20 protein-coding genes and 1 riboswitch are annotated in these 25,862 nt (G+C 71.6%); of the genes, 10 read left to right on the top strand and 10 right to left on the bottom strand.

What is annotated here, in order from left to right; genetic code table 11:
- Nucleotides 1-82: 82 nt before the first annotated feature.
- Nucleotides 83-1,324 carry a glycosyltransferase family 4 protein gene (locus tag ABEA10_RS17265; RefSeq protein WP_345464778.1) on the bottom strand — a complete coding sequence of 414 codons (1,242 nt, stop codon included), beginning with the start codon at nt 1,322-1,324 and terminating at the stop codon, nt 83-85.
- 134 nt (nt 1,325-1,458) lie between these two features.
- Here ABEA10_RS17265 and ABEA10_RS17260 point away from each other — a divergent pair, with 134 nt between their 5' ends.
- The gene (locus ABEA10_RS17260) at nt 1,459-4,212 is read left to right on the top strand and encodes an ATP-binding protein (protein WP_345464777.1); all 2,754 of its coding nucleotides are present in this window, start codon (nt 1,459-1,461) and stop codon (nt 4,210-4,212) included.
- Here ABEA10_RS17260 and ABEA10_RS17255 read toward each other — a convergent pair.
- Nucleotides 4,140-5,444 carry a glycosyltransferase family 4 protein gene (locus ABEA10_RS17255; RefSeq protein ID WP_345464776.1) on the bottom strand — a complete coding sequence of 435 codons (1,305 nt, stop codon included), beginning with the start codon at nt 5,442-5,444 and terminating at the stop codon, nt 4,140-4,142. The two genes, ABEA10_RS17260 and ABEA10_RS17255, sit on opposite strands and share 73 nt — an antisense overlap.
- Before the next feature lie 65 nt (nt 5,445-5,509).
- On the opposite strand from ABEA10_RS17255, the gene ABEA10_RS17250 reads away from it, so the two are divergent.
- Entirely contained in the window at nt 5,510-7,297 is a 1,788-nt protein-coding gene (locus ABEA10_RS17250; protein WP_345464774.1) for a tetratricopeptide repeat protein, read from the top strand.
- Between the two features lie 481 nt (nt 7,298-7,778).
- Here the strand turns inward: ABEA10_RS17250 and ABEA10_RS17245 are convergent, their stop codons facing one another.
- The gene (locus ABEA10_RS17245) at nt 7,779-8,198 is read right to left on the bottom strand and encodes a CBS domain-containing protein (RefSeq protein ID WP_345464772.1); all 420 of its coding nucleotides are present in this window, start codon (nt 8,196-8,198) and stop codon (nt 7,779-7,781) included.
- Nucleotides 8,199-8,497: 299 nt separating this feature from the next.
- Between ABEA10_RS17245 and ABEA10_RS17240 the strand changes: the two genes are divergently transcribed.
- Nucleotides 8,498-9,946: a hypothetical protein gene (locus ABEA10_RS17240; RefSeq protein WP_345464770.1), complete on the top strand. Its 1,449-nt coding sequence runs from the start codon at nt 8,498-8,500 to the stop codon at nt 9,944-9,946.
- Nucleotides 9,947-9,972: 26 nt separating this feature from the next.
- Here ABEA10_RS17240 and ABEA10_RS17235 read toward each other — a convergent pair whose 3' ends face one another.
- On the bottom strand, nt 9,973-11,670 hold the full coding sequence (locus tag ABEA10_RS17235) for an NAD-binding protein (protein WP_345464768.1): 1,698 nt from the start codon (nt 11,668-11,670) through the stop codon (nt 9,973-9,975).
- A gap of 111 nt (nt 11,671-11,781) precedes the next feature.
- Nucleotides 11,782-11,858, top strand: a riboswitch (S-adenosyl-L-homocysteine riboswitch).
- A gap of 17 nt (nt 11,859-11,875) precedes the next feature.
- Between ABEA10_RS17235 and metH the strand changes: the two genes are divergently transcribed.
- On the top strand, nt 11,876-15,514 hold the full coding sequence (gene metH / locus ABEA10_RS17230; RefSeq protein ID WP_345464766.1) for a methionine synthase: 3,639 nt from the start codon (nt 11,876-11,878) through the stop codon (nt 15,512-15,514).
- Between the two features lie 88 nt (nt 15,515-15,602).
- Here the strand turns inward: metH and ABEA10_RS17225 are convergent, their stop codons facing one another.
- The 3 genes from ABEA10_RS17225 to ABEA10_RS17215 all read right to left on the bottom strand — a co-directional run bounded on the left by ABEA10_RS17225 (nt 15,603) and on the right by ABEA10_RS17215 (nt 18,019).
- The gene (locus ABEA10_RS17225) at nt 15,603-16,742 is read right to left on the bottom strand and encodes a CU044_5270 family protein (protein WP_345464764.1); all 1,140 of its coding nucleotides are present in this window, start codon (nt 16,740-16,742) and stop codon (nt 15,603-15,605) included.
- Nucleotides 16,735-17,340, bottom strand: coding sequence for an RNA polymerase sigma factor (locus ABEA10_RS17220; RefSeq protein ID WP_345464762.1), 606 nt, complete (start codon nt 17,338-17,340; stop codon nt 16,735-16,737). The genes ABEA10_RS17225 and ABEA10_RS17220 overlap by 8 nt, the downstream gene beginning before the upstream one ends.
- A gap of 76 nt (nt 17,341-17,416) precedes the next feature.
- On the bottom strand, nt 17,417-18,019 hold the full coding sequence (locus ABEA10_RS17215; protein WP_345464760.1) for a GNAT family N-acetyltransferase: 603 nt from the start codon (nt 18,017-18,019) through the stop codon (nt 17,417-17,419).
- 258 nt (nt 18,020-18,277) lie between these two features.
- Here ABEA10_RS17215 and ABEA10_RS17210 point away from each other — a divergent pair, with 258 nt between their 5' ends.
- Nucleotides 18,278-19,939, top strand: a complete 1,662-nt coding sequence (locus ABEA10_RS17210) for an APC family permease (RefSeq protein WP_345464758.1) — start codon at nt 18,278-18,280, stop codon at nt 19,937-19,939.
- 66 nt (nt 19,940-20,005) lie between these two features.
- On the opposite strand, the gene ABEA10_RS17205 is transcribed toward ABEA10_RS17210, so the two are convergent.
- Complete coding sequence (locus ABEA10_RS17205; RefSeq protein WP_345464756.1) at nt 20,006-20,434, bottom strand: MarR family winged helix-turn-helix transcriptional regulator; 429 nt, start codon at nt 20,432-20,434, stop codon at nt 20,006-20,008.
- A 79-nt stretch (nt 20,435-20,513) separates the two neighbouring features.
- Between ABEA10_RS17205 and ABEA10_RS17200 the strand changes: the two genes are divergently transcribed.
- Nucleotides 20,514-21,704: an MFS transporter gene (locus ABEA10_RS17200; protein ID WP_345464754.1), complete on the top strand. Its 1,191-nt coding sequence runs from the start codon at nt 20,514-20,516 to the stop codon at nt 21,702-21,704.
- On the opposite strand, the gene ABEA10_RS17195 is transcribed toward ABEA10_RS17200, so the two are convergent.
- Nucleotides 21,676-22,641, bottom strand: coding sequence for a Gfo/Idh/MocA family protein (locus ABEA10_RS17195; RefSeq protein ID WP_345464752.1), 966 nt, complete (start codon nt 22,639-22,641; stop codon nt 21,676-21,678). The two genes, ABEA10_RS17200 and ABEA10_RS17195, sit on opposite strands and share 29 nt — an antisense overlap.
- A gap of 148 nt (nt 22,642-22,789) precedes the next feature.
- Between ABEA10_RS17195 and ABEA10_RS17190 the strand changes: the two genes are divergently transcribed.
- Both ABEA10_RS17190 and ABEA10_RS17185 read left to right on the top strand, forming a co-directional pair.
- A complete protein-coding gene (locus ABEA10_RS17190) occupies nt 22,790-23,197 on the top strand; it encodes a GntR family transcriptional regulator (RefSeq protein WP_329239097.1) in 408 nt (135 codons plus the stop codon).
- Nucleotides 23,194-24,276 (top strand): DUF1648 domain-containing protein, encoded by a 1,083-nt coding sequence (locus tag ABEA10_RS17185; RefSeq protein WP_345464749.1) that lies wholly within the window; start codon nt 23,194-23,196, stop codon nt 24,274-24,276. Before ABEA10_RS17190 ends, ABEA10_RS17185 begins: the two co-directional genes overlap by 4 nt.
- Here ABEA10_RS17185 and ABEA10_RS17180 read toward each other — a convergent pair.
- Complete coding sequence (locus ABEA10_RS17180; protein WP_345464747.1) at nt 24,242-24,622, bottom strand: hypothetical protein; 381 nt, start codon at nt 24,620-24,622, stop codon at nt 24,242-24,244. The genes ABEA10_RS17185 and ABEA10_RS17180 overlap by 35 nt on opposite strands.
- 152 nt (nt 24,623-24,774) lie before the next feature.
- Between ABEA10_RS17180 and ABEA10_RS17175 the strand changes: the two genes are divergently transcribed.
- Both ABEA10_RS17175 and ABEA10_RS17170 read left to right on the top strand, forming a co-directional pair.
- Nucleotides 24,775-25,131: a hypothetical protein gene (locus tag ABEA10_RS17175; RefSeq protein WP_345464745.1), complete on the top strand. Its 357-nt coding sequence runs from the start codon at nt 24,775-24,777 to the stop codon at nt 25,129-25,131.
- 31 nt (nt 25,132-25,162) lie between these two features.
- The gene (locus tag ABEA10_RS17170; protein WP_345464743.1) at nt 25,163-25,831 is read left to right on the top strand and encodes a pentapeptide repeat-containing protein; all 669 of its coding nucleotides are present in this window, start codon (nt 25,163-25,165) and stop codon (nt 25,829-25,831) included.
- Nucleotides 25,832-25,862: the final 31 nt, after the last annotated feature.

Genomic DNA, 25,862 nt, shown 5'->3' with positions numbered 1-25,862 from the left:
GTCCGCCGAACGCACCGTCCCCGCCACCGCCGCGTACTCGCCGTCCAGGAAGCCCGTGCCCCTTCCGGACAACACGGTTGACCTACTGGAGCACAGCGTCACCGGACAGGTCCGGGATCGGCTTGGTGAAAGTCGCCGAAGCCGTGTCCCCGGTGACCGCGCGGACCAGACTGGCGGCCGTGGCGTCCCAGCTGAGCCGGCCCGCGAGGCGGTGCCGCATCTCGTGCGCGTAGGCGAAGGCGGCCGCCGGGTCGGCCATCACCGCGCCGACGGCCATGCGCCAGCGCGCCACGTCGGTCCCGAGGTCGTCGGTGATGTCGACGACCATCGGCTCGGCGCTGCGCCCGAGCGTCGCGCGGAGCAGTTCGGCCGCGCCGCTCTTGGCGCTGACCAGCACGGGCGTCCCCGCCGCGATCGCCTCGAAGGCCACGAGCCCGAAGCCCTCCACGCGCGAGGGCAGGAGGCAGAGCGCCGACCGCGCCATGTCCCGCCGGAGCTCTGCCGGGTCGGTGGTGTAGGGGCGGACGTCGATCCGCTCGCGGGCGAGCCCGGACAGGGCGACGAGCTCGCCGTGCAACGCGTCGCACTCCGCCGCCGGGGCGCCTCGGACCAGCAGTTCCAGGGGTGGCCCGCCGGGGGCGCCGACACCGTTCACGGCGTGGGCCGCCAGGTCCAGTCCCTTGAGCACGACGTCGCCGGTGCGGCCGAGGACGAGCACCCGCGGCTTCACCGGAGGACACCGGACGTCCGCCGTCCCCACCTCGATGCCCGGGTCGAGCTGGACGACCCGAGGTCGCCCGCGTCCGTCCTCCAGCAGGTCCATCGCGTAGCGCGCCAGACGCGGCCCTACCGCGGCGGTGACGTACGCGTCGGCGGCGACGCGCAGGTTCACGGCCTCCTTCTCCTCGGTGCGGCGGGTCGCCTCTCCGGTGCTCTTGTACCGCTCGATCTCCACCGGCGCCGTGTGGATGATGTGCGCGAGCCGTACGCCGAGATAGCGGTGCGCGTACGCCCATGCCGCCGGGCCGCTGAACCGGTCGTGTCCGAGGACGACGTCGGCCCCGAACTCCAGGGCGCCGGCGGACGGTACGAGCAACGACGGACCGCCCGGGAGTTCTTCGGCGGTCAGCAGCGTCACGCCCCGTGCCGAGGCGTCCGCGAACTCACTCGGGGTCGCACGCTCCACCAGGCACGCCGTGGGATGCCCGCACCGGACGAGCGCGGTCGTCAGCGCCCGGTTGAACGCCGACACGCCACCCTTCGCCGGCGACCATTCGTCGACGATGGCCAGGAAACGCGGGGGCCTCCGCCTGCTCCGATTCATGCACGACAGCCTCGGCGCTGACACACGCACCAGCCCGAATTCCGGAATGTCGGTGAAACGGCACGGATGAGTCCAGGTGAGGCCGGTATCGTATGCCGTCCCGCACCAGAATTCCTTCCGATGGAAGGCACGGCATGGTGGATTCGGGCACGGCGGCACTGGGCCGCGAACTCGCCCGCCTGCGCAGGGACGCAAGGCTCACCCAGGGCGCCGTCGCCCGGGTGATCGGCAGGTCGGTCAGCCGGGTTTCGGAGATCGAGCGCGGCGACTGGAAGAAGACCCCCGACCGGTCGTTGGTCCAGCTCTGGATCGACCACTGCCTGTCCCGGTCGGCGACGTCGGCGCGGGTGGCGGAGCGGCGGCGCGCGGACGTCCTCGCCCTGCACGCCGCGATCGACACCCTCGCGGACGTGGACCCGGCCGCCCAGGTTCCCGTGGCCAACCAACTACGGCCGGACACCCCGTCCTTCACCGGCCGTACCGCCGAGATCGACGCGGTGCGCCGCGCCGTCGCGGAGGCGCGTACGGGCGGCGTCATCGCCGTGCACGCCGTCGACGGCAAGCCGGGCGTCGGCAAGTCCGCCTTCGTCACGCATGTCGCCCACACCCTCGCGGCGCGGTTCCCCGACGGGCGGCTCTTCATCGACCTGCACGGGCACACTCCGGGGCGGCGCCCCCTGACGCCGCTGGAGGCGTTGGCTTCGCTGCTGTCCGCCGTCGGCGTCCCCGGACGGCGGCTGCCCGCCTCGCTGGACGACCGCGCGGCGCTCTGGCGAAGCCGCATGGCGGACCAGCGCTTCCTGCTGGTACTCGACAACGTGGCGGAGGAGTCCCAGGTCCGGCCGCTCCTGCCCAACGCCCCGTCGAGCCTCGTCCTGATCACCAGCCGACGTCGGCTGGCGCGCCTGGACGCGGTGACGATCGCGCTCGACGTGTTGTCGCCCGAGGACGCCGCGCTGATGTTCCGCCGGGTGGCCGGACGCCCGCTGCCGCCGGGCAGCCCGGTCGGCGAACTCGTGGAGCTCTGCGGGTACCTGCCACTCGCCATCGCCATGCTCGGTGGCCGCCTGCGTACCCGGAAGGCGATGACCGTGGAGCACCTCGTCGGGGAGATGCGCGACGGTGTCAGCCGATTAGCGGCGATGCGGGTCCGTCATCACCGGGTGGCGGCCGCGTTCGAACTGTCCTACGAGGCGCTGTCCCCGGCCCGCCGGTCCTTCTTCCACGCGCTCAGCCTGCATCCGGGCACCGACATCGACGCCTACGCGGGTGCCGCGCTGGCCGGTACGCCGTACCGCGTCAGCGCCCGGCATCTGGAGGCGCTGTTCGACGAGAACCTGCTCGACGAGCACACCTTCGGGCGGTTCGAACTCCACGACCTGATCGCCGAGTTCCTGCGCGGCCTGGCCGCCGACCCCGACGATCGGCGCAGGTCACTGGGGCGTCTGCTCGACTACTACCAGGACACCGCCGCGATCTCCGACGACCGGCTGCGGCCGATCCCGTCCCCCGCCACCGCCACGCCGACCTACGACGGACCGTTGCCGAGCCTCGGAGATCGTGCCGCCGCCCTGGCATGGATGACGGCCGAACGGGCGAACCTGCTCGCCTGCCTCGACACCGTGGACGACGAACCGTCGCGGACCGTGACGCTGACCGGGGCGATCTCCCGTTACCTGCGCCTGAGCGGACCGTGGGACGTCGCCGCGAACGTCCAGGAACGCGCGGTGGCGGCGGCGCGTACGCTCGGGGATCCGGCGCGTGAGGCGGCGGCCCTCCTCGAACTCGGTGGCGCCCTGGCCCAGCACGGCCGGTACGACCGCGCGGAGCGCACCCTGGCGTCCGCGTCGGTGCTCTACACGGCGTCCGGCGACGAGCAGGGACAGGTCGCGGTCCTCCTGGAGCAGGGCAGCGCCCTCTTCCTCACCGGTCGGTACGACGGCGCCCGTACCGCGCTGCACGCGGCGCTGGACCGGGCCGAGACGATCGGTGACCGGGAGCGGACGGCCTACGCGCTCGTCGAGATCGGCACGCTGCACTACCTGCTCGACGAGTACGGCGACGCGGAGCGGGTGCTGACCGAGGCGCTGCGGATCCACCGTGAGCTGGGCAACGGCTTCGGCGCCTCGATGGCGCTGAAGAACCTCGGCTGTACCTGGTACTTCACGGACGAGTACGACAAGGCGCAGCAGGCGCTCCACGAGGCCATGGTGCTCTCACGTGACCTGGGGATCGACCTGACCGAGGTCCAGTGTCAGACGGTGCTCGGCAGCGTGCTCCGGCTGATGGGCCGCTACCGCGAGGCGGTCGCGACCCTGACCGACGCGCGGACGAAGGCGCGGCGGCTCGCCGACCGGTCGCTCGAAGCGGAAATACTGATCGACATGGGCGCGGCGCTGACCCGTCTGGGCGAGCACGAGGAGGCGGAACGGGCGTTCGGCGAGTCGCTCGCCCGGTACGAGGAGATCGGTGAGGAGCTGGGGACCGCGTGCGCGCTGAAGGAGCTCGCCGACCTCCTCGTGGCGGCGGGGCGGCTCGAGGAGGCCCGGCGGCGCCTGGCCGGGGCGCGGGACCGGTACGAACGGCTCGGCGAACGGCTCGGCCTGGTCGCCACGGACAACTCGCTGGGTCGGCTGGAGGCCGCCGCCGGCGACGCTCCGGCGTCCGCCGTCGCGCACGAGCGGGCGCTCGGCCTGGTTCGCGAGTTCGGCAGCCCGCTGGAGGAGGCGGCGGCGCTCGCCGGGATCGGCGTGGCGGCCAGGGCTCGGGGCGATCTCCGGACCGCGCGGGACCGAACCCGCGAGGCTTTGGCGATCTATCGCAGGATCGGCGCCGCCGAGGCCAACGAGGCGGAGTCCTTGCTCACCGAGCTCGGCTCCGCGCCGTGACCCTCCGCGCGTCGCGGCTCGGCGTGCCGGGCGCCGTACAGACGGGCGTGCAGCGAGTCGATCACGGAGGACCACGGGGGCCCGGCCAGCTCCGTCCGTACCTCGTGCGCGAACGCGAAGGCGGAGGGGAGGTCATCGAGGACCAGGCTGATCGCCCGATGCCATGCGCGTACGTCCTGGGACAGGGTGTCGGTCACGTCCACCACCATCCTCTCCGCCGTGGCGCCCAGCCGCTCCCGCAGGAGTTCCGCGGCTCCGCTCTGCGAGCTGACCAGAACCGGGGTGCCCACCGCGATGGCCTCCCACGCGACCAGGCCGAACCCCTCCGCGCGCGACGGCATCACGCACAGCGCCGCGTGCCTCAGGTCACGCCGGACCGCGGCGGCGTTCTCGGTGAAGGGCCGCACGTCCACGCGTCCACGGGCGAGGCCGCTCGCCGCCACCAGGGTCGTGCGGACCTGTTCGCACGCCGGAGCGGGCGCCCCGCGTACGAAGAGGACGGGTGGCGGCTGCCCGGCACGCGGGGTGAGCGCGGCGACCGCCCCGCTCGCGATGTCCAGGCCCTTGAGTTCGATGTCGCCGGTCCGGCCGAGGACCATGACGTTCGGCCTGGACGGGATCCGGCGGCGGCGCCCGGCCGCGTCCTCGTCCAGATCGAGGCACGGGTCGAGCCGGAAGACCGACACGTCGCCGTAGCCGTCCTCCAGCAGGCCCGTGACGTACCGCGTCAGGCGGGGACCGACCGCGGCGATCACGTCGGTGTGCCGGGCGATGTCCGTGGTGAACGCCTCGCGGTCCTCGACGCGCTGGGCGGCGTCGAGCCTGCCCTTGTAAGGCTCGATCTCGGCCGGTGCCGTGTGCACGATGTGCACGAGGCGCGCGTGTCCGTACTTCCGCGCGTACAGCCAGGCGATGTGCCCGGAGACGCGGTCGTGCCCGATCACGATGTCGGGCGAGCGGTCGAGTACCTCCGCCACCGGCAGGTGGAGGTCCGGGCCGGCGGGAGTCCGTTCCGCCGTGAACAGCCGGACGCCGTGGCGCGCGGCGTCCTCGTGTTCGGCGTTCGTCGCCGACCGGACCAGGCACATCGACTCGTGGCCCTGCCTCGCGACGGTGACGGCGAGCTTCCGGTTGAGCACGGAGATGCCCCCCTTGGTCGCGGACCACTCGTCGCAGACGAAGAGGTGGGAGCGGCGGGTCGCGCCCGGCGCGGAGGTGAGGCGGTCGTCCATGACCGGCACTCGAACAACGAGAACGAATGAAAACAACGGCGATCGAATGAAGACCGGGAGGATCCATGGTCGGTGACACCGCCCCGGAGACGTGGCGGACTCTCGCCAGCGGGCTGGTCACGGTACGCGACGTCGTGCGGAAGCAGCGCAGGGGCTGCACGCGCGCCGAGGAACGCGTGGCGCTGGAGAAGGTCGCCGGGCACCCCGCGTTCACCGGCCTGGGGCCGGCGGATCTCCCGGCGCACGACCGTGGGCGGTGGATGGTGGCGCGTGTCCGCCGTCGGCTGCTGGAACTCGAGACGGAGGAGACGGATTCCGGCGAGGCGAGGACTCCGGCCCGGCGCGCCATCCGCTGCTGGGCGAGGTACGTGGACGAGGGACTCTCCCCGGCAGAGCTGTACGACGCGCATCCCGACCTGCTCCCCAGCGACACCCCCGCCAGGACGCCGTTGGCCCGGCGCGGCCGGGTCCAGAGCCTGATGTGGGCCGGAGGGGCGCGCGGCGACAAGGACTCCCTGGCGGGTGTGCTGACGCTGGCGGCCGAGCTTCGGACGGCCCTGTCGACCGACCTACCTGACGGATCGCGCATGGACGCGACCACGTTCGCGTACGAGTGGGAACGCCTCGGCACGCGCATGCCCGCCGGGCGCGGGCTCCTGCAGGTGATCGCCCGGCTGGCCGCCGACCGGCCCTTCCCCCAGGCGGCGTTGCGGGAGGGCGGGGACTGCCTGCCGCCTCCGGTGGACGGCGTGTGCGCCGAGCCCGCCGCCCTGCGCGCCACCTGTGCGGCGCTGCGCGACCGTGGTCTGCTCGTCCTCGACGGTGACTCCGTCGTCATGCAGGAGAGCGTGCGCGGACACGTCGCCGACCAGGTCACGCCCGAACGTGACGCGCACTGGACGGCGACCGTCCTGCAGTTCCTCACGCACGCGCTGCGGCCCGACACGCACCACAGCGCCTCGTGGGACGAGTGGCGGCTCGGCTACCCGCACGTCCTGGCGGTGTGCGAGGCCGCCGAGCGGGCGCAGGTCCGGCTGGGCGACGTCGCGTACCTTCTCGACCGCGCCTCGGTCTACGCGCGGGAGGGCATGGAGGACCCCGATCTGGCCACCGCCCTGGCCGAACGCGCGGTCGCGACCAGTACGGACCTCGGTGCCGCCGATGCGGAACTGCACGGCGACTGCCTCGGCAACCTCGCGCTGGCGCACCACGCCGCGAACCGTGTCGAGGATGCGCTGGCCGCGTCCGAGCGGTCTTTGGACCATCTGGCGGGAACGCTCGGGACCAACAGTGTGACCTATGCCGAGAGTCTCAACATCCACGGCACGTTCCTCGGCTCGGCGGGCCGGTTGGACGCGGCGGAACAAGCGCACGCCCGAGCGGTGGAGATCCTGCGAAACGCCTACGCGGACGAGCCGGAGAGCTACGTACGCGGGATCCTCGTCAAGGCGCTCAACGACCACGCGGCCATGCTCCTGACGTCCCGGCCCGGTGACGCTCGCGGCAGGGACGATCGGCTGCGTTCGGGCCGCGCCCTGCTCGACGAGGCGTCACGCCTGGTCGGTCCCGGCGGCTACGGCTGGACCCAGATCGAGCTGAACACGGCGAGAGCGTGCCGCGCGGCGGGCGACCTCGAGTCCGCCCGCGACCACCTTGAGGCCGTCGTGCGCCACTGCCGGGAGAACCTGCCCGGACCGTCCACGACGCTGCTCGATGCCTTGGCGAGCCTCGCCGAGGTGTACGAGGACCTGGGGGATTCGCGGGCGAAGAAGACCCTGCGCGAGGCACATCGCGTCGACAACGCTCTGGCGGACGCGTTGTCCCGGCCGCCTCGGGAGGGCCGCACGAGCTGACGGCGGCGAGGCCCGCGTTACGGCGAGACGGTGAAACCGGCGGGCACGGATGCAGGCGGAACTGCTCGATCGGCGACTCCGGCGAACTCGCCGACGCCATTCGATCGGCATGAGATCCAATAACGCGGTTCCACCGAACCCGGGGAAGACACCTCTTGTTTTCGGCGGTGCCTGTGGGCACTTGTCATCTATTTTTCATCTTCTCTCCCCGGGTCCCCTGTGGCAGTCTTTTTTGACAGAGAAAGACGCCGATCATCGCAAGCGATGACGAATCACGACAGGAGGCCACGATGGCGTGTGCATGCACTGATGCGGGTAAGTCAAGGTGTGCTTGGTGCAAAGAGGCCCTGGCTCATGGGATTCCGGTCTCGCGCCACAACTGTCAGTGGGGAAACTGCTCCTAGCGCCGCATCAAGCAACGTTCGCCCTGTTGACCACCTGGCATAGCCGCCGGCCGGTGGACGGGCGTCGTCGCGGTGGATCAGCTGCCGGCGCAGACGGTCTCGACGAAGTGACCGACGGCTTCCTCGGGAAGGTGCCGGGCCAGGTCGGCCTCGCTGATCATGCCGACGAGTCGATGTTCGTCGATCACCGGCAGCCGGCGGATCCGGTGTTCCTCCATCATGCGCAGCACCTGGCGGGCGTCATCGTCGGCGCCGATCGTGACGGGAGCGCCCTGTGCGAGTGAGCCCGCGGTGGTCGCCGCCGGGTCGCCGCCTTCCGCGATGCACTTGGTGACGATGTCACGATCGGTGATGATGCCGTGCAAACGGTCGTCATCTCCGCAGACCGGTAGTGCGCCGACGTCAAGATCGCGCATCCGCTGTGCCGCGAACGCCAGCGTCTCGTGTTCCCCGATGCACTCGGCTCCGGGATGCATGATGTCGCGTGCGATTGTCATAAGGTCCCCCGATGTTCGGCCCGGCCGGTGACCGGGCGGCTCGCACCCTTACGGGTCATGATGCAAGTCCCCTCCGGCCAGGGCCAGGGTCCAAAGTCCCTGCAGGAGCCGGCTTGGCCGCCGGTTCGCGGTCGTGATCGTGGTGACGTTCGTCTGTGCGCTGGCCGGCCCGTCCCTCCCGGCTGACGAAGGGTTCGCGGTCCTTGGCGTTATGGCGCGCGAGCACGGGGAATGATCGCCGGGGCAAGCGTTGGGCAGCACCCCCCGAAGCCCAGGTCGTCGGTAGCGGGGGGTAGGCAGTGTTGATCGGGACCGGACGCCGCGGTGCGGCGGCGATGGTCGGTGGGCTGGCCGCGGTGCTCGCCGCCGGCGGATGCGCGGAGCACACTCACAAGACCGCCACGGTGTCCAAGGCGACGGCCGTCGCGCCCGTCGCCACCGAGATGCAGGCCTACGCCGCGAAGGTCTGGCCGCACGCGGGGGACATCTGGCCCGGCGTCGTGCTGAAGGACCGGCGGATCGTCATCGGCGACGGTCACACGGCGCGGCTCATCAGCGTCGACGACGTCAAGAACCTCAGCGCCTCCGACCTCGCCAAGCACAAGGTCGAGATTCCGTCGACCGGCTCGCTCTACACCATCTGGGACGGGCATCCGACCGTCGTCATCAACAGCGCCGACTCCTCCTACACCGACGAGGCCAAGGAGGAGCACGTCAGCCTGTCGGCGATCCTGTTCGGCGCGGCGACCGACGAGCTGTTCCACTCGTGGCAACAGCGCGGCAAAGCCTCGGACCAGCGGCCGATGCGCGGCACCGAGTACCCGCTCGCCGTCACGCCACGGCTCTACCGCGCGATGCTGTACAACGACGTGGTCGCCGCCTATCACGAGCCGAAGCAACGGCGGCAGCGGCTCGCGAACGCCGCGTACTGGTACCAGAAGTGGCAGAAGGAGTACGCCGACGAGGCGAAGCACGCCGCCGCGACCGACGCCTCCGAGGGCGCCGCGGGCTACTTCGACGCCGTCGCCTCCGCCGTGGCCGACGGCGCCGACCGCACGAAACCGGACGAGATACGCGACCGCGTCGCTTTCGAGCCGCTCGGCCAGAACCTGGATCCCCGGCGCCTGACCGTCGACGGCGAGGCCGCGCCGCTGGGCGCCCTGGCCGGCCTGCTCCTGGACGAGGCCGACAAGAGCAAGAAGGACAAGGACAAGGACAAGAAGGCACACCCGGTGACCTGGCAGAAGAAGGTCACCCAGAACGGCCAGACGCCGCTGGCACTGCTGCTGTACGGTGTCACGCCCGTCGCCGAGCAGCCGTCGGACGACCTGCGCCAGGCGATTCAAGACGAGCTCGCCAAGCAGAACAGCGACCTGATTCCGCGCTTCAACCCGCTGGTCAGGGCGTACAAGAACAGCAGCGACGCCCTGCTGCTCGTGCCGCTGGAGACCGCGACCGGCGACCTGGAGACGGGCGGCTACTACACGACCAAGAACGTGCCGTACGCGATGCTCGCCCGGCTGAACGGGACGTTCCGGTTCACCTCCGGGCAGCTGACGGCCAAGGACGCGTCCGTGCTGACGGGTGCGATCGACGGCCACCAGTACGTGATCGTCCCGCTCGACCCGGAGCACAAGACGTCGAAGCTGTCGGACAACCGCCTGAAGCTCGACACCGGGCCGCTGACCGGCACGTTCCACGTGAAGGCGCAGAAGCTGAACGGCCGCGAGGGCCTCATCGTCCAGTGACCCGCCGGGGCGGGACGGCCGAAAGGCTATCTCGGCTGCCAGGGCGCCTCCGGCGCGGGCGCGATGCTCCGCGCGCGTACGTGCCCGATGCCCGCCCGCGTCGCCAGGACGATCAGCCGGTCCCCGCGGACGAGCAGGTACCCGTCCTGCGGCTCCCAGTCGAAGTGCTGCCCGCCGCGGCGCCCGACCGCGAGCACCCGTGACTCCCCGCGCTGGTTGGCGTCGCTCAGCGGACGGCCCTCCAGCTCGGAGCCCTGGGCGATCGGCACGTCGGCGATGAGCATCACGCCGCGCCCGACCGGGATCGTGCCGATGATCTGGCGTTCCATCATGGCCGCCGCGAAGGCGGGCGCGGCCAGGAAGGACACGCTGCGCGACACCGGGATGTGGAAGTTGCGGTGAACCCGCGCGGCCAGGTCGTCGTCGAACAGCCGCAGCACGACCCGCACGTTGTCCTTCAGGTCGCGCGAGTTCAGGCCCGCCTCCAGGTTGGTGATGTCGTCGCTGGTGACCGTCACGACCGCGCGGCACGTGCTGACCCACGCGCTGCGCAGCGTCTCCTTGCGCGTCGCGTCGCCGAACACGATCGGCAGCCCCTCGCGGCGTGCCAGCGGCACCCCGACGGCGTCCTCGTTCATCTCCACGCAGACGACCGGTACGCCGAGGTCGTTGAGCTGCCCGACGACGCGTACGCCGACGCCGCCCAGCCCGACGACCACGACGTGACCGCTGATCGGCTCGCTCAGCGAGAGCGGACCGGCGAGCCGGGCGCGTACGAGCGCGTCGACGACCGCGGCCGTGATCGCGGGCACCAGGGCCAGGCTCGCGAGCGTGACGATCACCTGGGTCGCCTTGGCCGCCCCGCCGAGTGACGGGTCGGGGTTCGCGGCCCCGGCCAGGTCGAGCAGGACGAGATAGAGCGACTCGCTGAAGCCGGACTCGCCGGACAGGCTCAGCGCCACCGTGCCGATCACGATGACGGCCAGCAGCACCAGCACGACCTGCATCAGCCGGCGGTTGAGGACGAGCCGCAGGTTACGCGCCAGGAAGGCGAACGGCCGGTGGCGCGGACGGTGCGCGCTGAGCGGGTCGCGCGGGGTCTTGTCGGCGACCGCGAGCACGAGGTTGGCGGTCTCGTGCGGGTCCGGCAGCAGGCGCGGATTGCCCTCGGACCGGCGCGTGTCGGCCAGCCCGCAGATGATGGTCTTCGGCCGGTCGCTGCGGCGGGCGACGTAGAGCGTGCGGCCGGCGACGCGTACGTGGCTGGGCGCCGGGTCGCCGAGCGCGGCGGCCACGAACGACGGCGCCGCCATCGCGCCGTCCGACAGCACCGCGCAGTCGTTGAACAGCGTGCGGATCCGCGCGCCCAGCGAGGTGTTCGACATCCGGATGACGAGGCGGGCCCCGGGGTTGAGCTCCTGCACGCGCAACGCCGCGTGGATGTTGCCGACCTCGCTGTTGCCGACGAGCGCGACCGCCCGCGCCGCCTCGGCGTTGACGTCGCGGAACGCCTCGTCGTTCAGTTCGAGCGCCTCGTGCACCTTCACGCGGGGGAGCCGGGCGATCTGCGGTCCGTGGTTGCGTTTCTTCGACGGCAGGATGACGGCGACATCCTGCAGGTAACGCTTGGTCAGCTCGTCGGCGAGCCGGAAGGCCAGCGGCGTGTCGCCGCAGACGACGAGGTGACCGCGCATGGCGCTGCGTCGTCGGGGGACTGTCGGCACGCCCGTGATCTTATTCTCCGATCGGGCCAAAACCCTTGTACCGATGGGCGCAGGCGCCACTCTCCGTTGGTCGCGTTGGACTCCGTGCGTGTCTTGGGTACCGTTGGAGATCAGACCGAGAGGCGCTGCAACGGGCAAAGGCCCGCCACGCTCGGCCTGCAGAAGATCCGCAAGGGCGCCTCCCAACGCAACGGGGGGTGGACCAGTGGACAAGAACGAACGCCAGACCACGAGTGCGCTGAGGGAGTTGCTCGCCGAGCGCGTCGTGGTGCTCGACGGTGCGTGGGGCACCATGCTCCAGGGTGCCAAGCTGACCCCGGAGGACTACCGCGGAGATCGTTTCACCGATCATCCGCGCGACGTCACCGGCGACCCCGACCTGCTCAACCTCACCCGTCCGGACGTCGTCCTCGACGTGCACCGGCAGTACCTCGACGCCGGCGCGGACATCACGACGACCAACACCTTCACCGCCACGAGCATCGGCCAGGCCGACTACGGCCTCCAGGAGTACGTCCGCGAGATGAACCTCGCGGCCGCCCACCTCGCCCGCCAGGCCGCCGACGAGGCCGGCGGGCGCTTCGTGGCCGGCTCGGTCGGCCCGCTGAACGTCACCCTGTCGCTGTCGCCCCGCGTCGACGACCCGGCGTACCGCGCGGTCTCCTTCGAGGACGTCCGCGCCGCGTACGCCGAGCAGATCGCGGCGCTCGCCGAGGGCGGCGTCGACCTGCTCCTCATCGAGACGATCTTCGACACGCTCAACGCGAAGGCGGCGATCACCGCCGCCCGCGAGGTCGCGCCGGACCTGCCGCTGTGGATCTCGGTGACGATCGTCGACCAGAGCGGGCGCACGCTGTCCGGCCAGACCGTCGAGGCGTTCTGGAGCTCGATCGAGCACGCCGAGCCGCTCGTCGTCGGCGTGAACTGCTCCCTGGGCGCCGCGGAGATGCGCCCGTACGTCGCGGAGCTGGCCCAGCTGGCCGGCACCTACACCGCCTGCCACCCGAACGCCGGCCTGCCCAACGCCTTCGGCGAGTACGACCAGACCCCGGAGGAGACCGCGCGGCTGGTCGGCGAGTTCGCCTCCGCCGGGCAGGTCAACATCGTCGGCGGCTGCTGCGGCACGAGCCCGGCGCACATCGGGCTGATCTCCGACGCGGTGAAGGGCATGGAGCCCCGCCGGGTTCCGCAGGTCACGCCGGGTACGCGATTCAGCGGCCTGGAGCCGTTCGCGATCGGCCCGGACACGGGCTTCGTCATGATCGGCGAGCGCACCAACGTCACCGGCTCGGCCCGCTTCCGGCGGCTGATCGAGGCCGACGACTACCAGGCCGCCGTCGACGTGGCGCTGGAGCAGGTGCGCGGCGGCGCGAACCTCCTCGACGTGAACATGGACGCCGACCTGCTCGAGAGCGAGCAGGCCATGACCACGTTCCTCAACCTGATCGCGACCGAACCCGAGGTCGCCCGCATCCCGATTATGATCGACAGCTCGCGCTGGAGCGTGCTGGAGGCCGGGCTGCGCTGTGTGCAGGGCAAGGGCGTGGTCAACTCCATCAGCCTCAAGGAGGGCGAGGAGGCCTTCCTGCAGCAGGCGCGCCGCATCCGCGACTACGGCGCCGGCGTCGTCGTCATGGCCTTCGACGAGCAGGGGCAGGCCGACACCACCGAGCGCAAGGTGGAGATCTGCGGCCGCGCGTACGACCTGCTCACGCAGCAGGCGGGCTTCGCGCCCGAGGACATCATCTTCGACCCGAACGTCCTCGCCGTCGCCACCGGCATCGCCGAGCACAACGGGTACGCCAAGGCGTTCATCGACGCGCTGCCGCTCATCAAGGAGCGCTGCCCCGGCGTCCGCACCAGCGGCGGCATCTCCAACCTGTCGTTCTCCTTCCGCGGCAACGACGTGGTGCGCGAGGCGATGCACTCGGCGTTCCTGTTCCACGCCGTACGCGCCGGGCTGGACATGGGCATCGTCAACGCCGGGCAGCTCGCGGTCTACCAGGACATCCCGGCCGACCTGCTCGAACTCGTCGAGGACGTGATCTTCGACCGGCGTGAGGACGCGACGGACCGGCTGGTCGCCTTCGCCGGGACGGTCAGCGGCAAGGGCACGCAGCGCACCGTCGACCTGTCCTGGCGCGAGGGCCCGGTCGAGCAGCGGCTGGAGCACGCGCTCGTGCACGGCATCGTCGACTACATCGTGGAGGACACCGAGGAGGCCCGGCGGAAGGCCGCGCGTCCCCTCGACGTGATCGAGGGCCCGCTCATGGACGGCATGAAGGTCGTCGGCGACCTGTTCGGCTCGGGGAAGATGTTCCTGCCGCAGGTGGTCAAGAGCGCCCGGGTGATGAAGCGGTCGGTCGCCTACCTCGAGCCGTTCATGGAGGAGGAGAAGGAACAGGCCCGCCGGGAGGGCCGTCTCGACACCAGCCGCGGCAACGGCAAGGTCGTCCTGGCCACGGTCAAGGGCGACGTGCACGACATCGGCAAGAACATCGTCGGCGTCGTCCTCGGCTGCAACAACTACGAGGTCGTCGACCTGGGCGTCATGGTCCCGGCCGCCAAGATCCTCGACACGGCGGTCGCCGAGGGCGCCGACGCGGTCGGCCTGTCCGGGCTGATCACCCCGTCGCTGGACGAGATGGTCGGCGTCGCGAACGAGATGCAGCGCCGCGGCCTGAAGCTGCCGCTGATGATCGGCGGCGCGACGACCTCGCGGCAGCACACCGCGGTGCGGATCGCCCCGGCGTACGAGGCCACCACCGTGCACGTGCTGGACGCCTCGCGCGTCGTCGGTGTGCTGTCGGACCTGCTCGACCCGGAGCGCTCCGAGGCGCTCGCCGTCGCCAACCGCGAAGAGCAGGAACGCCTGCGCGAGCAGCACGCCGCCCGCAAGCAGCGCCCGCTGCTCACCGTGGAGGAGGCCCGCGCCAACCGCGAGAAGGTCTCCTTCGACGACCTGCCGACGCCCGCCTTCACCGGCCTGCGCACCGTACGCCCGGACCTGAACGAGCTGCGCGAGATGATCGACTGGCAGTTCTTCTTCCTGGCCTGGGAGCTGAAGGGCAAGTACCCGGCGATCCTGGACCAGCCGGTCGCGCGGGAGCTGTACGACGACGGGAACGCCCTGCTCGATGAGATCATCGCGGCCGGTTCGCTGCGCGCGGAGGGCGTGTACGGGTTCTGGCCCGCACACTCCGACGACGACGACATCGTGATCGAGGCCGGCGCCGGCGACACGGTGCGCCTGCCGATGCTGCGCCAGCAGACCGCCAAGCCGGAGGGCCGGCCGAACCGTTCCCTGGCCGACTACGTGGCCCCGTCCGGGGACCACCTCGGCGGCTTCGCGGTGGCCGTGCACGGCGCCGACGACCTCGCCGCCGAGTACGAGGCCGAACAGGACGACTACCGGTCGATCATGGTCAAGGCGCTCGCCGACCGTCTCGCCGAGGCGTTCGCCGAATGGGTCCACCTGAAGGCGCGCCGCGAGTGGTTCGAGCCGGACGCCGAGCCGTCGCTGGAGGACCTGCACGCCGAGCGTTTCCGCGGCATCCGCCCGGCCCTCGGCTACCCGGCGAGCCCGGACCACAGCGAGAAGCGCGACCTGTTCGAGCTCCTGGAGGCCACCAAGGCCGGCCTGGACCTCACGGAGTCGTACGCGATGACCCCGGCGGCGGCCGTCAGCGGCCTGATCTTCGCTCACCCGTCGTCGCGGTACTTCACCGTGGGCCGCCTCGGCCGCGACCAGATCGAGGACTACGCCCGCCGTCGCGGCCTGGACGTCGCCGAGGTCGAGCGCTGGCTGCGCCCCAACCTCGCCTACGACCCCGACGAGTCCTGACCGCTCGCGGCGACGGCGCCGCGGCCGTCGTGCGTGGGAGGACATCGGCGCACGGCCCTGGGACCGGTCCCAGGGCCGTACGGTCCGATCAGTGGTCGCGCGTCCAGCCGGCCTTGTTCGTCCATCCGGCCGACCGGACGGTCGTCGTGCTCGCGACGACTCCGAAAGGCAGCCCCGGGTAGTCGGTGTTCGGCCCTAGGACCACTTCTTCGTCGGCGAGGGCTCGTCCCGTCTTCGTGTCGACGACCAGACGGCGCTGGATCCGCAGCGGCCGATCGCCTGGACCGATCCGGTCCATCGCGACCGCGGTGCCCTGACGCCCGTCCGGGTCGCGCACCGTGCCGATGAGCTTCACCCCGGGCAGCTCGGCCAGCATCTGGAAGGCCGCGGCACGGACCTTCGGCGTTATCGGCGAGTAGAGGAGAAGACTCACGCCCTGGACGAACAGCCAGTAGTCGAGCTGGGCCCGGGTCGGAGGCCCGGGAGGCGAGGGGCTCGGCCTGCCCGGTGCGGGCAGCGTCGTCGGACCGGGGTGCGGCCCGGCCGGGCTCTGCGGCAGCGCGAGCAGCCAGGCCCGGAGCCGGTCCGGGGTTTCCGGGATCTCGCGGAGTTCGTCCAGGTCCGCCTGCGCCGCGAAGCTGCTCATGTCGAGGTCCGAACCCCTCATGTCGGCCGTCACGCTCCCGGCCTTGCCGCTGACCCGTTTCCCCTCGACGGTCAGGAAGGTGCGGGGCGAACCCGCCTCCCGCCAGGCGACCTCGTCGGCGGGTGTCGCCGGACGCGCTCCGAGGAAGTGCGTGGTGCCCACGGCGCTCGCGGGACTCGACGAGCCGGCCGCCCGCCAGGTCTCACTCTGGGCCGTGCTGCGGATCAGGTATCCGCCGGCCTTGACCTTCTGGAGCCAGCGGATACGCGAGTCCACATACCAGTACTTGCCTTTCGTCACCGGCTGCCGGTCGGCGCTCAGCGCGGCGTCGAGCAGGACCGTACGGGCCGACGGACCCGCCGGCCTGGTCATCTGGGGACGCGGTGACGTCACGGAGATCGCCACGGCGAGTGCGACCCCCGCCGCGGCGGCGCCGAGAGCGGCCCCGCGCAGAGCCCAGCGCGGCCGCGAGCGCCGGGTCCGCATCACCGCGTCGAGGCGGGCGCGGGCCGCCGCGACCTCCTGCGGCGGAGCCGGCTCGGGCGGTACGTAGAGGTCGCGGACCATCCGGAGCTCATCCATCGTTGTCCTCCAGGCCGAGAAGTGGATTGGTCCCGCCCAGCGCCGCGCGTAGTTTTCGCCTGGCCCGGTTCAGCCGCGATCCGACCGTGCCGTACGGGATGTCCAGCGCCGTGGCCACCTGCTCGTGGGTCAGCCCGGCGAGCGCGACGAGCAGCACCACGTCCCGGTCCCCGGCGGGCAGTTCGGCGAGCGCGCTCGAGAGCCGGCCTCGCAGGCCTTCGGCGGCGATCCGGCCGGTGAGGCGTTCCTCCAGCTCCTCGGACTCGGCCTCCGGCGGCATCCGGTCCATGGCGTACAGCGCCCGCATCTCGCTGCGCCGATGCTTCCCGACCAGTTTGGTGGCGAACCCGTAGAGCCAGGTCCGTACGCTGGCGCGCTCGGCGTCGTAGCGGTCCCGCTTGCCGAACGCGGCGAGGAACGTCTCGGCGGTGACGTCGGAGGCGTTCTCCGGGCCGATACGCCGGGCCACGTATGCGTGAATCTCGGCGAAGTAGGCGTCGAAGATCGCGCCGAAGCGTTCGGGGACGTCTCGTGACTCCCGGATCACGGCGGCGTCGCATGCCGCGCGTGTCGCCTGATCCCCGGTGGCGGCGGTCACGTCGGGCTTCGTTTCATCTGGGGCTCTCCATGGCGTCGGCGGTCACCCATGTCTCACCCGATGCGCCCGCCCGCTTTCACGCGCGACGAACCGCCGCTCCCTTCGCGCCCGGCTTGTCCGCCCCGAGGCGGGCGTGCAGGTGCATGTCGTGGTAGCCGTCGGTGTGCCGGCTGTGGCCGCGCATCGTCCCCTCGTACGCGTAGCCGGCCTTCTCCGCGGCCCGGCACGAGGCGCGGTTGAGGGTGGAGTGCGCGAGTTCCATGCGGTTCAGGCCGAGGGCGAACATCCAGTCGGTCACCGCCGTCAGCGCACGGGCGGCGACGGCGCGACCGCGTGCCGCCGGCAGCACCCAGTACGCCGCCTCGCCGAGCCCTTCGGCCAGGGAGAGCCGGCGGAGCCCGACGCGCCCGAGCACGGTGTCGCCCTCGGCGACCGCCCAGTCGGCGCCGGCCTCGCGCCTCCAGCGGTCCGTCCGCTGGGACACCCATTCCACGGCCTCGTCCTCGGTCAGGGAGCGGGCGTGCCACCTGCGGATGTCCTCGTTCGCGTACGCCGCGACGAGAACCGGCACGTCCGGCGGCGCCCAGGGACGGATCGTGAGTTCGTCCACGGACAGGCACGGTTGCGGCCGCCCGCCCATCCGCCCGGCCGGCACCGCGGGCTCCACAAGCTCTGGCATGCGCCCATCATGCCGCTCGTGCTCGGCCGCGATGCGGTGGAAGGCCGGCGAACCGGCCGACGGCATCGGGGCGGCTGCGGACGCTTCGAGAGCGCTCGAGAATGCGATGACGCGCTTAACTCCGACGGTTATGGGGAGTAACGTGCCGCAACGTGGTAAATGTGCTGCCCATTTCCCTGGGCAGCACAAGGGTTTTCACGCGAGGCCGTAACGCTACGGGCCTGCCTCGGAGCCGCGGTCTGGCAAGAGAGGAGCTGCATGACAGCGGCCACAGATACTTCACGAGCACCCGGAGGCGAGGAGAGCAGGCATCTCCGCCGCGACATCGGGCGTATCGGCCTGCTCTTCACCGGGGTCGGGTCGATCATCGGTTCGGGCTGGCTGTTCGGGGCGATGAACGCCAGCATCATCGCCGGCCCCGCCGCGATCTTCTCCTGGGCCATCGCCGGCGTGATGATCGTGTTCATCGGCCTGTCGTTCGCCGAACTCGGCACCATGTTCCCGGTCACCGGGGGCGTCGTCCGCTTCCCGATGTACGCCTTCGGCGGCTTCGCCAGCTATTCGATGGGATGGATAACCTGGGTCGCCGCGGCGGTCGTACCGGCGATCGAGACGACCGGCGTGCTGCAGTACGCCACCAAGTGGTACCACTTCACCGACAAGCACCTGGTCGACGGCGAGCCGGTGCACACGCTGACGCCGGTCGGCATCCTGGTGGCTCTCCTGCTGCTCGCGGCCTTCTGCGTGATCAACGCGATCGGAGTGAGGTTCTTCGCCCAGATCAACAACGTGCTGGTCTGGTGGAAGCTCGTCGTGATCATGGTGGTCGTGGTGGCGTTCCTCGTCACCGCGTTCCACGCCGCCAACTTCTCCGATCACGGGTTCGCCCCGGCCGGCGGCAAGGCCATGCTGACCGCGATCTCCACGTCGGGCATCACGTTCTCGTATCTGGGTTTCCGTCAGGCCATCGAGCTGGCCGGGGAGAGCGACAACCCCCGGCGGAACGTTCCATTCGCGGTGATCGGCTCGGTCATCCTCTGTATGGCCATCTACGTGCTCCTGCAGATCGCCTTCATCGGCGCGCTGTCCGGAGGTGACCTGGCACACGGCTGGTCCAAGCTGTCGTTCACGAACGACTTCGGCCCGCTCGCCGCGGTCTCCACGGCGATCGGCCTGGGCTGGCTGGCCACCGTCCTGTACATCGACGCCGTGGTCTCCCCGGGCGACACGGGCCTTGTCTACTCCGCCGTCACGTCCCGGCTGGGCTACACGATGGCGCGCAACGGCGGTGCGCCCGCGGGCATCGGCAAGCTGAGCAGACGCGGCGTGCCGTGGGTGTCATTGATCATCACGTTCGTCGTCTCGGCGATCATGCTGCTGCCGTTCCCGAGTTGGCAGCAGCTCGTCGGCCTGGTCACCTCCGCGACGGTCATGTCCTTCGGCTCCGGACCGCTGGCGCACGCGGCGCTGCGCCGTCAGCTGCCCGACCAGCATCGTCCGTTCCGGCTCTGGGGCGGCGACACGATCCCGCTGCTGGCCTTCTTCTCGGCGAACCTGATCATCTACTGGACCGGTTGGAACACCAACTGGAAGTTCTTCGTCATCGTCCTCTTCGGGTACGTCCTGATGGCGATCTTCGCGGCGACCGGCCAGCTCACGCCCAAGATGGAATGGAAGGCCGGCGCGTCCTGGGTCATCCCGTGGCTGGCCGGCATCGCGCTGATCAGCTATCTGGGCGACTACGACGGTGGCCGTGGCGTCATCAAGGGCCTGGTGATGGGCTTCGTCGTGAACGCCGTCTGGAGTGTGGTGATCTACGTCATCGCGGTCAAGGTACGCCTGCCCGGCCGGCGTGTACGCGAGATCATCGCCGAACTGCCCCACGACGAGGTGGACGCCGAACCCGCACTCGCCGACTGAGCCCCCCGCTCTCGGTACGAGCCCCGTTCTCCGGTGAGAGCGGGGCTCGTGCCGGTTCTCGGCGCGTTACGCGATGAGCGCCTGGAGCAGCTCGCGCAGGGACTCCTGCTGGGCGGGGCTGAGCGGGGCGAGCGGGGAGTGGGCGTTCAGGCGCGCGAGCACGTCGGCCCGGTAACCACGGCCGGCCGGTGTCAGCACGAGCTGTTTGGCGCGGCGGTCCGTGGGATGGGGCCTGCGCTCGATCATGCCCTGCCCTTCGAGCCGGTCGAGGACATACGTCACGTTCGAAGGCTCGCAGACCATCCTGGTGGCCAGCTCACGCGCGGTGATCGGGTCGGACAGCTCGCGGAGAGCGACGACCTGGGTCGCGGTGATGCCCAGCTCGTCGGCGACGTGCCGTACGTGAACGTCGAGTCGTTGCGCGAACCGGTGGACCAGCTTGCACACATCGCGGTCGATCTCTGCGGCCGCGGGCTCGTCCGGTTGCCTCGCCATGGAAGGGAGTATACCGGCTGCTTCGAGTCATGATAGTTCTAGTCATTATCATAAAGACTCGAATCGATTGGGGTGTCCGGTGCCGCTTCCCGTCTTCGCGCTCATGCTGGTGGTCTTCAGCCTCACGACCGGCGAATTCGTCATCTCCGGCATCCAGCCGGACGTGGCCGCCGGCCTGGGGGTGTCGATTCCCGCGGCCGGGCTGTTGGTGACCGCCTACGCACTCGGCATGATCGTCGGGGGACCGGTGGTCACCGTGCTGACCGCGCGGCTGGCCCGCAAGCCGCTCATCGCCGCCCTCGTCACCGTGTCCGTCGTCGGGAACCTGGGATCGGCGCTCGCCCCGAACTACGCCGTTCTCCTGCCGGCTCGGTTCCTCGCCGGCTCGGTCGTGGCGACCTTCTTCGCCGTCGCCATCGCCACCGCGGTCGGGATGGCGCCGGCCGGCCGGCAGGCCTCGACCGTGGCGAAGGTGGCGGTGGGGATGAACCTGGGCATCGTCCTCGGCACGCCCATCGGCACCTTCATCGGGCAGCACGCGGGCTGGCGGGCGACGTTCGCCGCCGTCGCTGCGGTCAGCGTCGCCGCCCTGCTGCTGGTGCTGCGGTTCGTGCCCGCGCGGCCTCGGGCCGCGGCCGGGCCGGTTCTGGGAGAGTTGCGCGTGTTCGCGGGGCGGGACGTCCAGCTCGCGCTCGCCCTCACCGCGGTGGGCAACGTCGGAGTGGTAACCGTCTTCACCTACATCGCGCCCCTGCTCACCGACGTCGGCGGGTTCTCCGCCGCCAGCGTCCCCCTGCTGCTGGTCGTCTACGGCGCCGGCGCGGTCGCCGGGAACCTCCTCGGCGGCCGGCTGGCGGACCGGGCGCTGATGCCGTCCCTGGCCGGCCTGCTCGGCGCGTTGACCGTGGCCCTGGCGCTTTTCTGGCTGCTCGGCGGTGCCCGGCCGCTCGCGGCGGTCCTCACCTTCGTCCTCGGCGTGCTCGCGTTCGCCATCGTCCCGGGCATGCAGACGCGCGTCCTGACCACGGCCGAGGCGGCTCCCACACTGGCCGTGGCGGTCAACGCCTCCGGCTTCCAGCTGGCCGCCGCGCTCGCCGGCTGGCTGGGCGGAACGATCATCGACGACGGCCCGGGACTGCGATCGATCTCCCTCGTGGGCGCCGTCCTCACATCGGCAGGTCTCGCCGTCGCGGTCTACATCCTGCGCCGGGACCGGGCGCGCACGGCGCCCGCACCCGGCGTCAGGACCCGGCGGTCAGCCGGGCGGTGATCGTGTCGAGGGCGCGGAGGATGGCGACGGTCTCGTCCAGCGGCATCACCGGCGACTCGGTGAGGCCGGCGTCGAGGCAGCGGGCGACCTCCTCCGCCTGGTAGGTGTAGCCGTGGCCGTTGACGTCCAGGCGGAACGTCTCCGGTTCCGCGCCGTCGCGGTGCAGGGTCATCGCGGACGGGTGCCAGAACGGCCCGGCCACCTCGATCCAGCCCGCCGTGCCGGTGACCGTCGCGGACTGCGGCGACTTGGCCAGGAACCCGCAGTGCAGCAGCGCCACCGCGCCCGACTCGTAGCCGAACAGGATGCCGGTGTTGGAGTCCACGCCGGTCGGCGCGGGCGTCGTCACCGCCTGCACGGTGGCCGGCTCGCCGAGCAGCATCCACGCGAACGACACCGGGTACACGCCCAGGTCGAGCAGGGCCCCGCCCGCCAGGTCCGGCGCCCACAGCCGATGGGCGGCGTCGAAGGGGAAGTTCTCGGAGAAGTCGGCGTACACCGCCTTCACGTCGCCGATCGCGCCGTCGGTGACCAGCGCGCGCACCCGGGCGACCAGCGGGTTGAACCGCGTCCACATCGCCTCCATCGCGAACAGGTTCCGCTCGCGCGCGAGGGCGACGAGGTCCTGCGCGTCGGCCGCCGTCGTGGTGAACGGCTTCTCCACGAGCACCGCGCGGCCCGCCTCCAGGCACGTACGGGCGGCGGAGTGGTGCACGTTGTGCGTGGTCGCGACGTAGACGACGTCCACCTTGTCGTCGGCGGCCAGCTCGGCGTACGACCCGTACGCCCGCGCGATGCCGTAACGGTCCGCGAACGCCTCGGCCGTGTGCGCGGCGCGTGAACCGACCGCCACCACTTCGTGCCCCACGTGGAGCAGGTCCTCGGTGAACGTGCGCGCGATCCCGCCGGTGCCCAGGATCCCCCATCGAATCGTCACGATCGGACATCGTACGGGGAATCGTCCCCGCATAGGCGATTCGTGGTGAATGCCGGGAAGAGTCGGTGTCGGAGGAGGGTGTTCTCGTCCCTTTCCGCGTGTTCTAATGTTCTAGTTGTTATAGAGCAACACATCGAAGGGTGAGGGCATGATCCTGCTCGTCGAGGCGGACAGCGACGTCCCGCTGTACCAGCAGCTTCGCGACCGCGTCGTCGAGGCGATCGCCGGCGGCGAACTGCGCGCCGGCGACTCGCTGCCCCCGACCCGGCAGCTCGCCGCCGACCTCGGGATCAACATGCACACGGTCAACAAGGCCTACGACCAGCTGCGCCGCGAAGGGCTCCTCCGGCTCGCCCGGCGTACGGGGGCGGTCGTCGTCCGTGACCCGGCCTCGGGGCCGCCCGGCGACGGCGTCGCCACCGAGTGGGAGACGCGGGCGCGCACGCTGCTCGCCGAGGCCGTCGCCCAGGGGCTGCCCGGGGCCGAGATCGAGCGCCGCTGCCGGGCGATCCTCGATGGTTTCCGTACCGGATCGGATGTGGGGAGCCGATCATGACTCTGGCCGTGGTCACCGCCGTACCCGTCCTGCTCGTCGGCGTCATGCACTGGCTGATGCCGTCTCTCGTGCCGCCGACCACCCCGTTCGGCGTCCGCGTGCCGCGTGACCGCGCCGGCGCGCCGGTCGTGGCCGCGCAGCGGCGCCGCTACCGCGCGGTGACCGGCGTCGTGGCGGTCGTCGTCGTGGTGGGCGCCCTGTACGTGGGCCGTCCGTGGGCCGCCCCGGCCGCCGTCGGCGTCGAGCTCCTCGCCGGCATGGCCTGCTACCTGCACGCCCGTCGCCGGATCACCGAGGTCAAGGTGGCGGAGGACTGGTTCGGCGGGCGGCGGCAGGTGGCGGTCGCCGACACCTCGCTGCGCACCGATCCGGAGCGCTACCCCTGGCTCTGGGCCGCGCCCGCGGCCGTGCTCACGCTGGCCACCGTGATCATCGGCGCCGTCGCGTACCCGGGCATGCCCGCGCGCCTGGCGATCCACTTCGGCCCGGCCGGGCGGCCGGACCACTACGCCGCCAAGTCGTTCGCCTCGGCGTTCGGGCCGGTGCTCGCGCAGGTCGCCTCGACGATCCTGCTCCTGGCGATCGCGGGCGTCGCGCTGCGCAGCCGCGCCCAACTCGACGCGGAGGACCCGCAGGCGGCCACGCGGCACCGTCGCTTCGTCGCGGCGTCCGCGCGGGCGCTGCTCGTACTCGCGGGCTGCACGAGCGTGACGTTCCTCTTCGGCTCGCTGGCGAACTGGCACCTGATCAGCGCGCCCGGCCCCGTCATCGCCGCGCTGAACGTCGTCCCGGCGGTCCTCGGCGCCGCCGCGATCCTCGTCGTCGTGATCCGCGTCGGGCAGGGCGGCAGCCGCCTGCGGCTCGGCGGCCCGGCGGCCGGCCGCGCGGGTACGGTCAACCGCGACGACGACCGCCTCTACCGGCTGGGGATCTTCTACTACAACCCCGACGACCCGGCCGTGTTCGTGCCCAAGCGCTTCGGGTTCGGCTGGACGCTCAACCTGGCCCGGCCCGTCACCTGGCTGATCGGCGGGCTTCTCCTCGTCATGGTGCTGATCGGCGCCCTCGGAGGCCGGTAGGCCCGTCCGCCTCGTGGGGCCGGTCGCCGAGGAAGGCCAGGATCGCGCCGGTGAGTTCCGGGCTGGTGAGCGCGGTGAAGTGGTGCCCCGGCACCCGGGCGAACCGCGCGTTGGGCAGGGCGGCGGCCAGCGCGTCGGCGGAGGCGTGATCGTGGTCCTGTTCGCCGACGGCCACGAACGTGGGAGTCGCGATCCGGCGCAGGGCGGCGTGGGGCGTCGCGACGAGCGTGTCGAGGACCTGGAGGAGCGCCTGCGGGTCACCGCCGGCAAGGGTGATCCAGCGGGCCGATTCCTCCTCCGCCGATCCCGGCTCGAAGGCGTCCCGGTCGGCGAGGGCGGTCAGCACGCGGCGGTACAGGCCGTCGCGGCCGCATCGACTACGCGGCCCGCCTGCTCTCGCGGATCGCCCCGGGCGTTCGTGTTCCCACGTCGGCCCGCCGCTCCACCGGTGCGCTGCGCGTCACCGAGGGCGCCCCCGGCCGGCTCGCGGCCTCGACCGTGCCGGCGTGCCGGGAGGCGCTGGCGGGGGAGGGGTCCGTCGGGCTCATCGCCGCCGACGCCGACCTCCGCGCGCTGCACCGCGCGGTCACCGACGCCGGGCTCCGCTCGGCCGTCCTGGGCGGCGACGGCGTCGCGATGGACGCCGAGCGGCTGATCTGCGTCCCGGCGTTCCTGGCCAAAGGCCTGGAATTCGAGACGGTGGTCGTGGCCGAGCCCGCCCACATCGTCCGCGCCGAACCCCGTGGCCTGCACCGGCTGTACGTCGTCCTCACCCGCGCCGTCAGCGCCCTTCGCGTCGTGCACACCGAGCCACTGCCCGAGCCGCTCGCGGACGCCGTACCGTCGCGTCGCTGACCGGGCGCTCGGAGGCCGGTAGGTTCGACCGGTGCCCACCCGACGTACGCTGCGCCATCCCGCGCCGCCGAAGCTTCCCGCCCAGCTCACCTCCGCCCGGCTCTCGGAGATGTTCCTCGCCGATGACGGTGTCTGCCTGTCCGCCGAGTTCGGCGGGAGCGTTCCGCCGGGGAGCCGGGCGGACGGCCTCGACGTCGAAGGCTGCCGGTTCGACGCCGTGGGGCTCGCCGGCGCGGTCCTGCCCCGCGCGAGCCTGTCCGACGTGGAGTTCGTCGGCTGCGACCTGGCGAACCTCGACGTCTCCAACGGCGTCGTCGTCACCGCACGCCTCGAACGCTGCCGCCTGACCGGCGCGAGCTGGGGCGGCTGCTCGTTCCGCGACGTGGTGTTCGAGGGGTGCCGGGCCGACCTGGCGCGGTTCCGGATGAGCCGGTTTCGGCATGTCGTCTTCCGCGACTGCAACCTCACCGAGGTCGACTTCCAGGGCGCGGAGTTCACCGCCTGCCGGTTCGAGAACTGCCGTATGGAAGGCGTGCGGTTCAGCCAGGCCGTGATGACGGGCGGCGCGGTGTTCTCCGGCTGCGACCTGTGGGGACTCAGCGGCGTCGAAAGCCTGCGCGGCGCGACCGTACGGGCCGCCGACGCACAAGGTCTCGTGCACACTCTGGCGGCGGCCCTGGGCATCACGATCGAGGAATGACCCCCGGTACCGGGTCTCTGCGCCTCGTCCG

The organism is Actinoallomurus oryzae (assembly GCF_039541955.1).
Taxonomy (GTDB): Bacteria; Actinomycetota; Actinomycetes; order Streptosporangiales; family Streptosporangiaceae; genus Actinoallomurus; species Actinoallomurus oryzae.
Note: the sequence above shows the minus strand (reverse complement) of the source record. Positions and strands in the feature narration are given on the sequence as shown.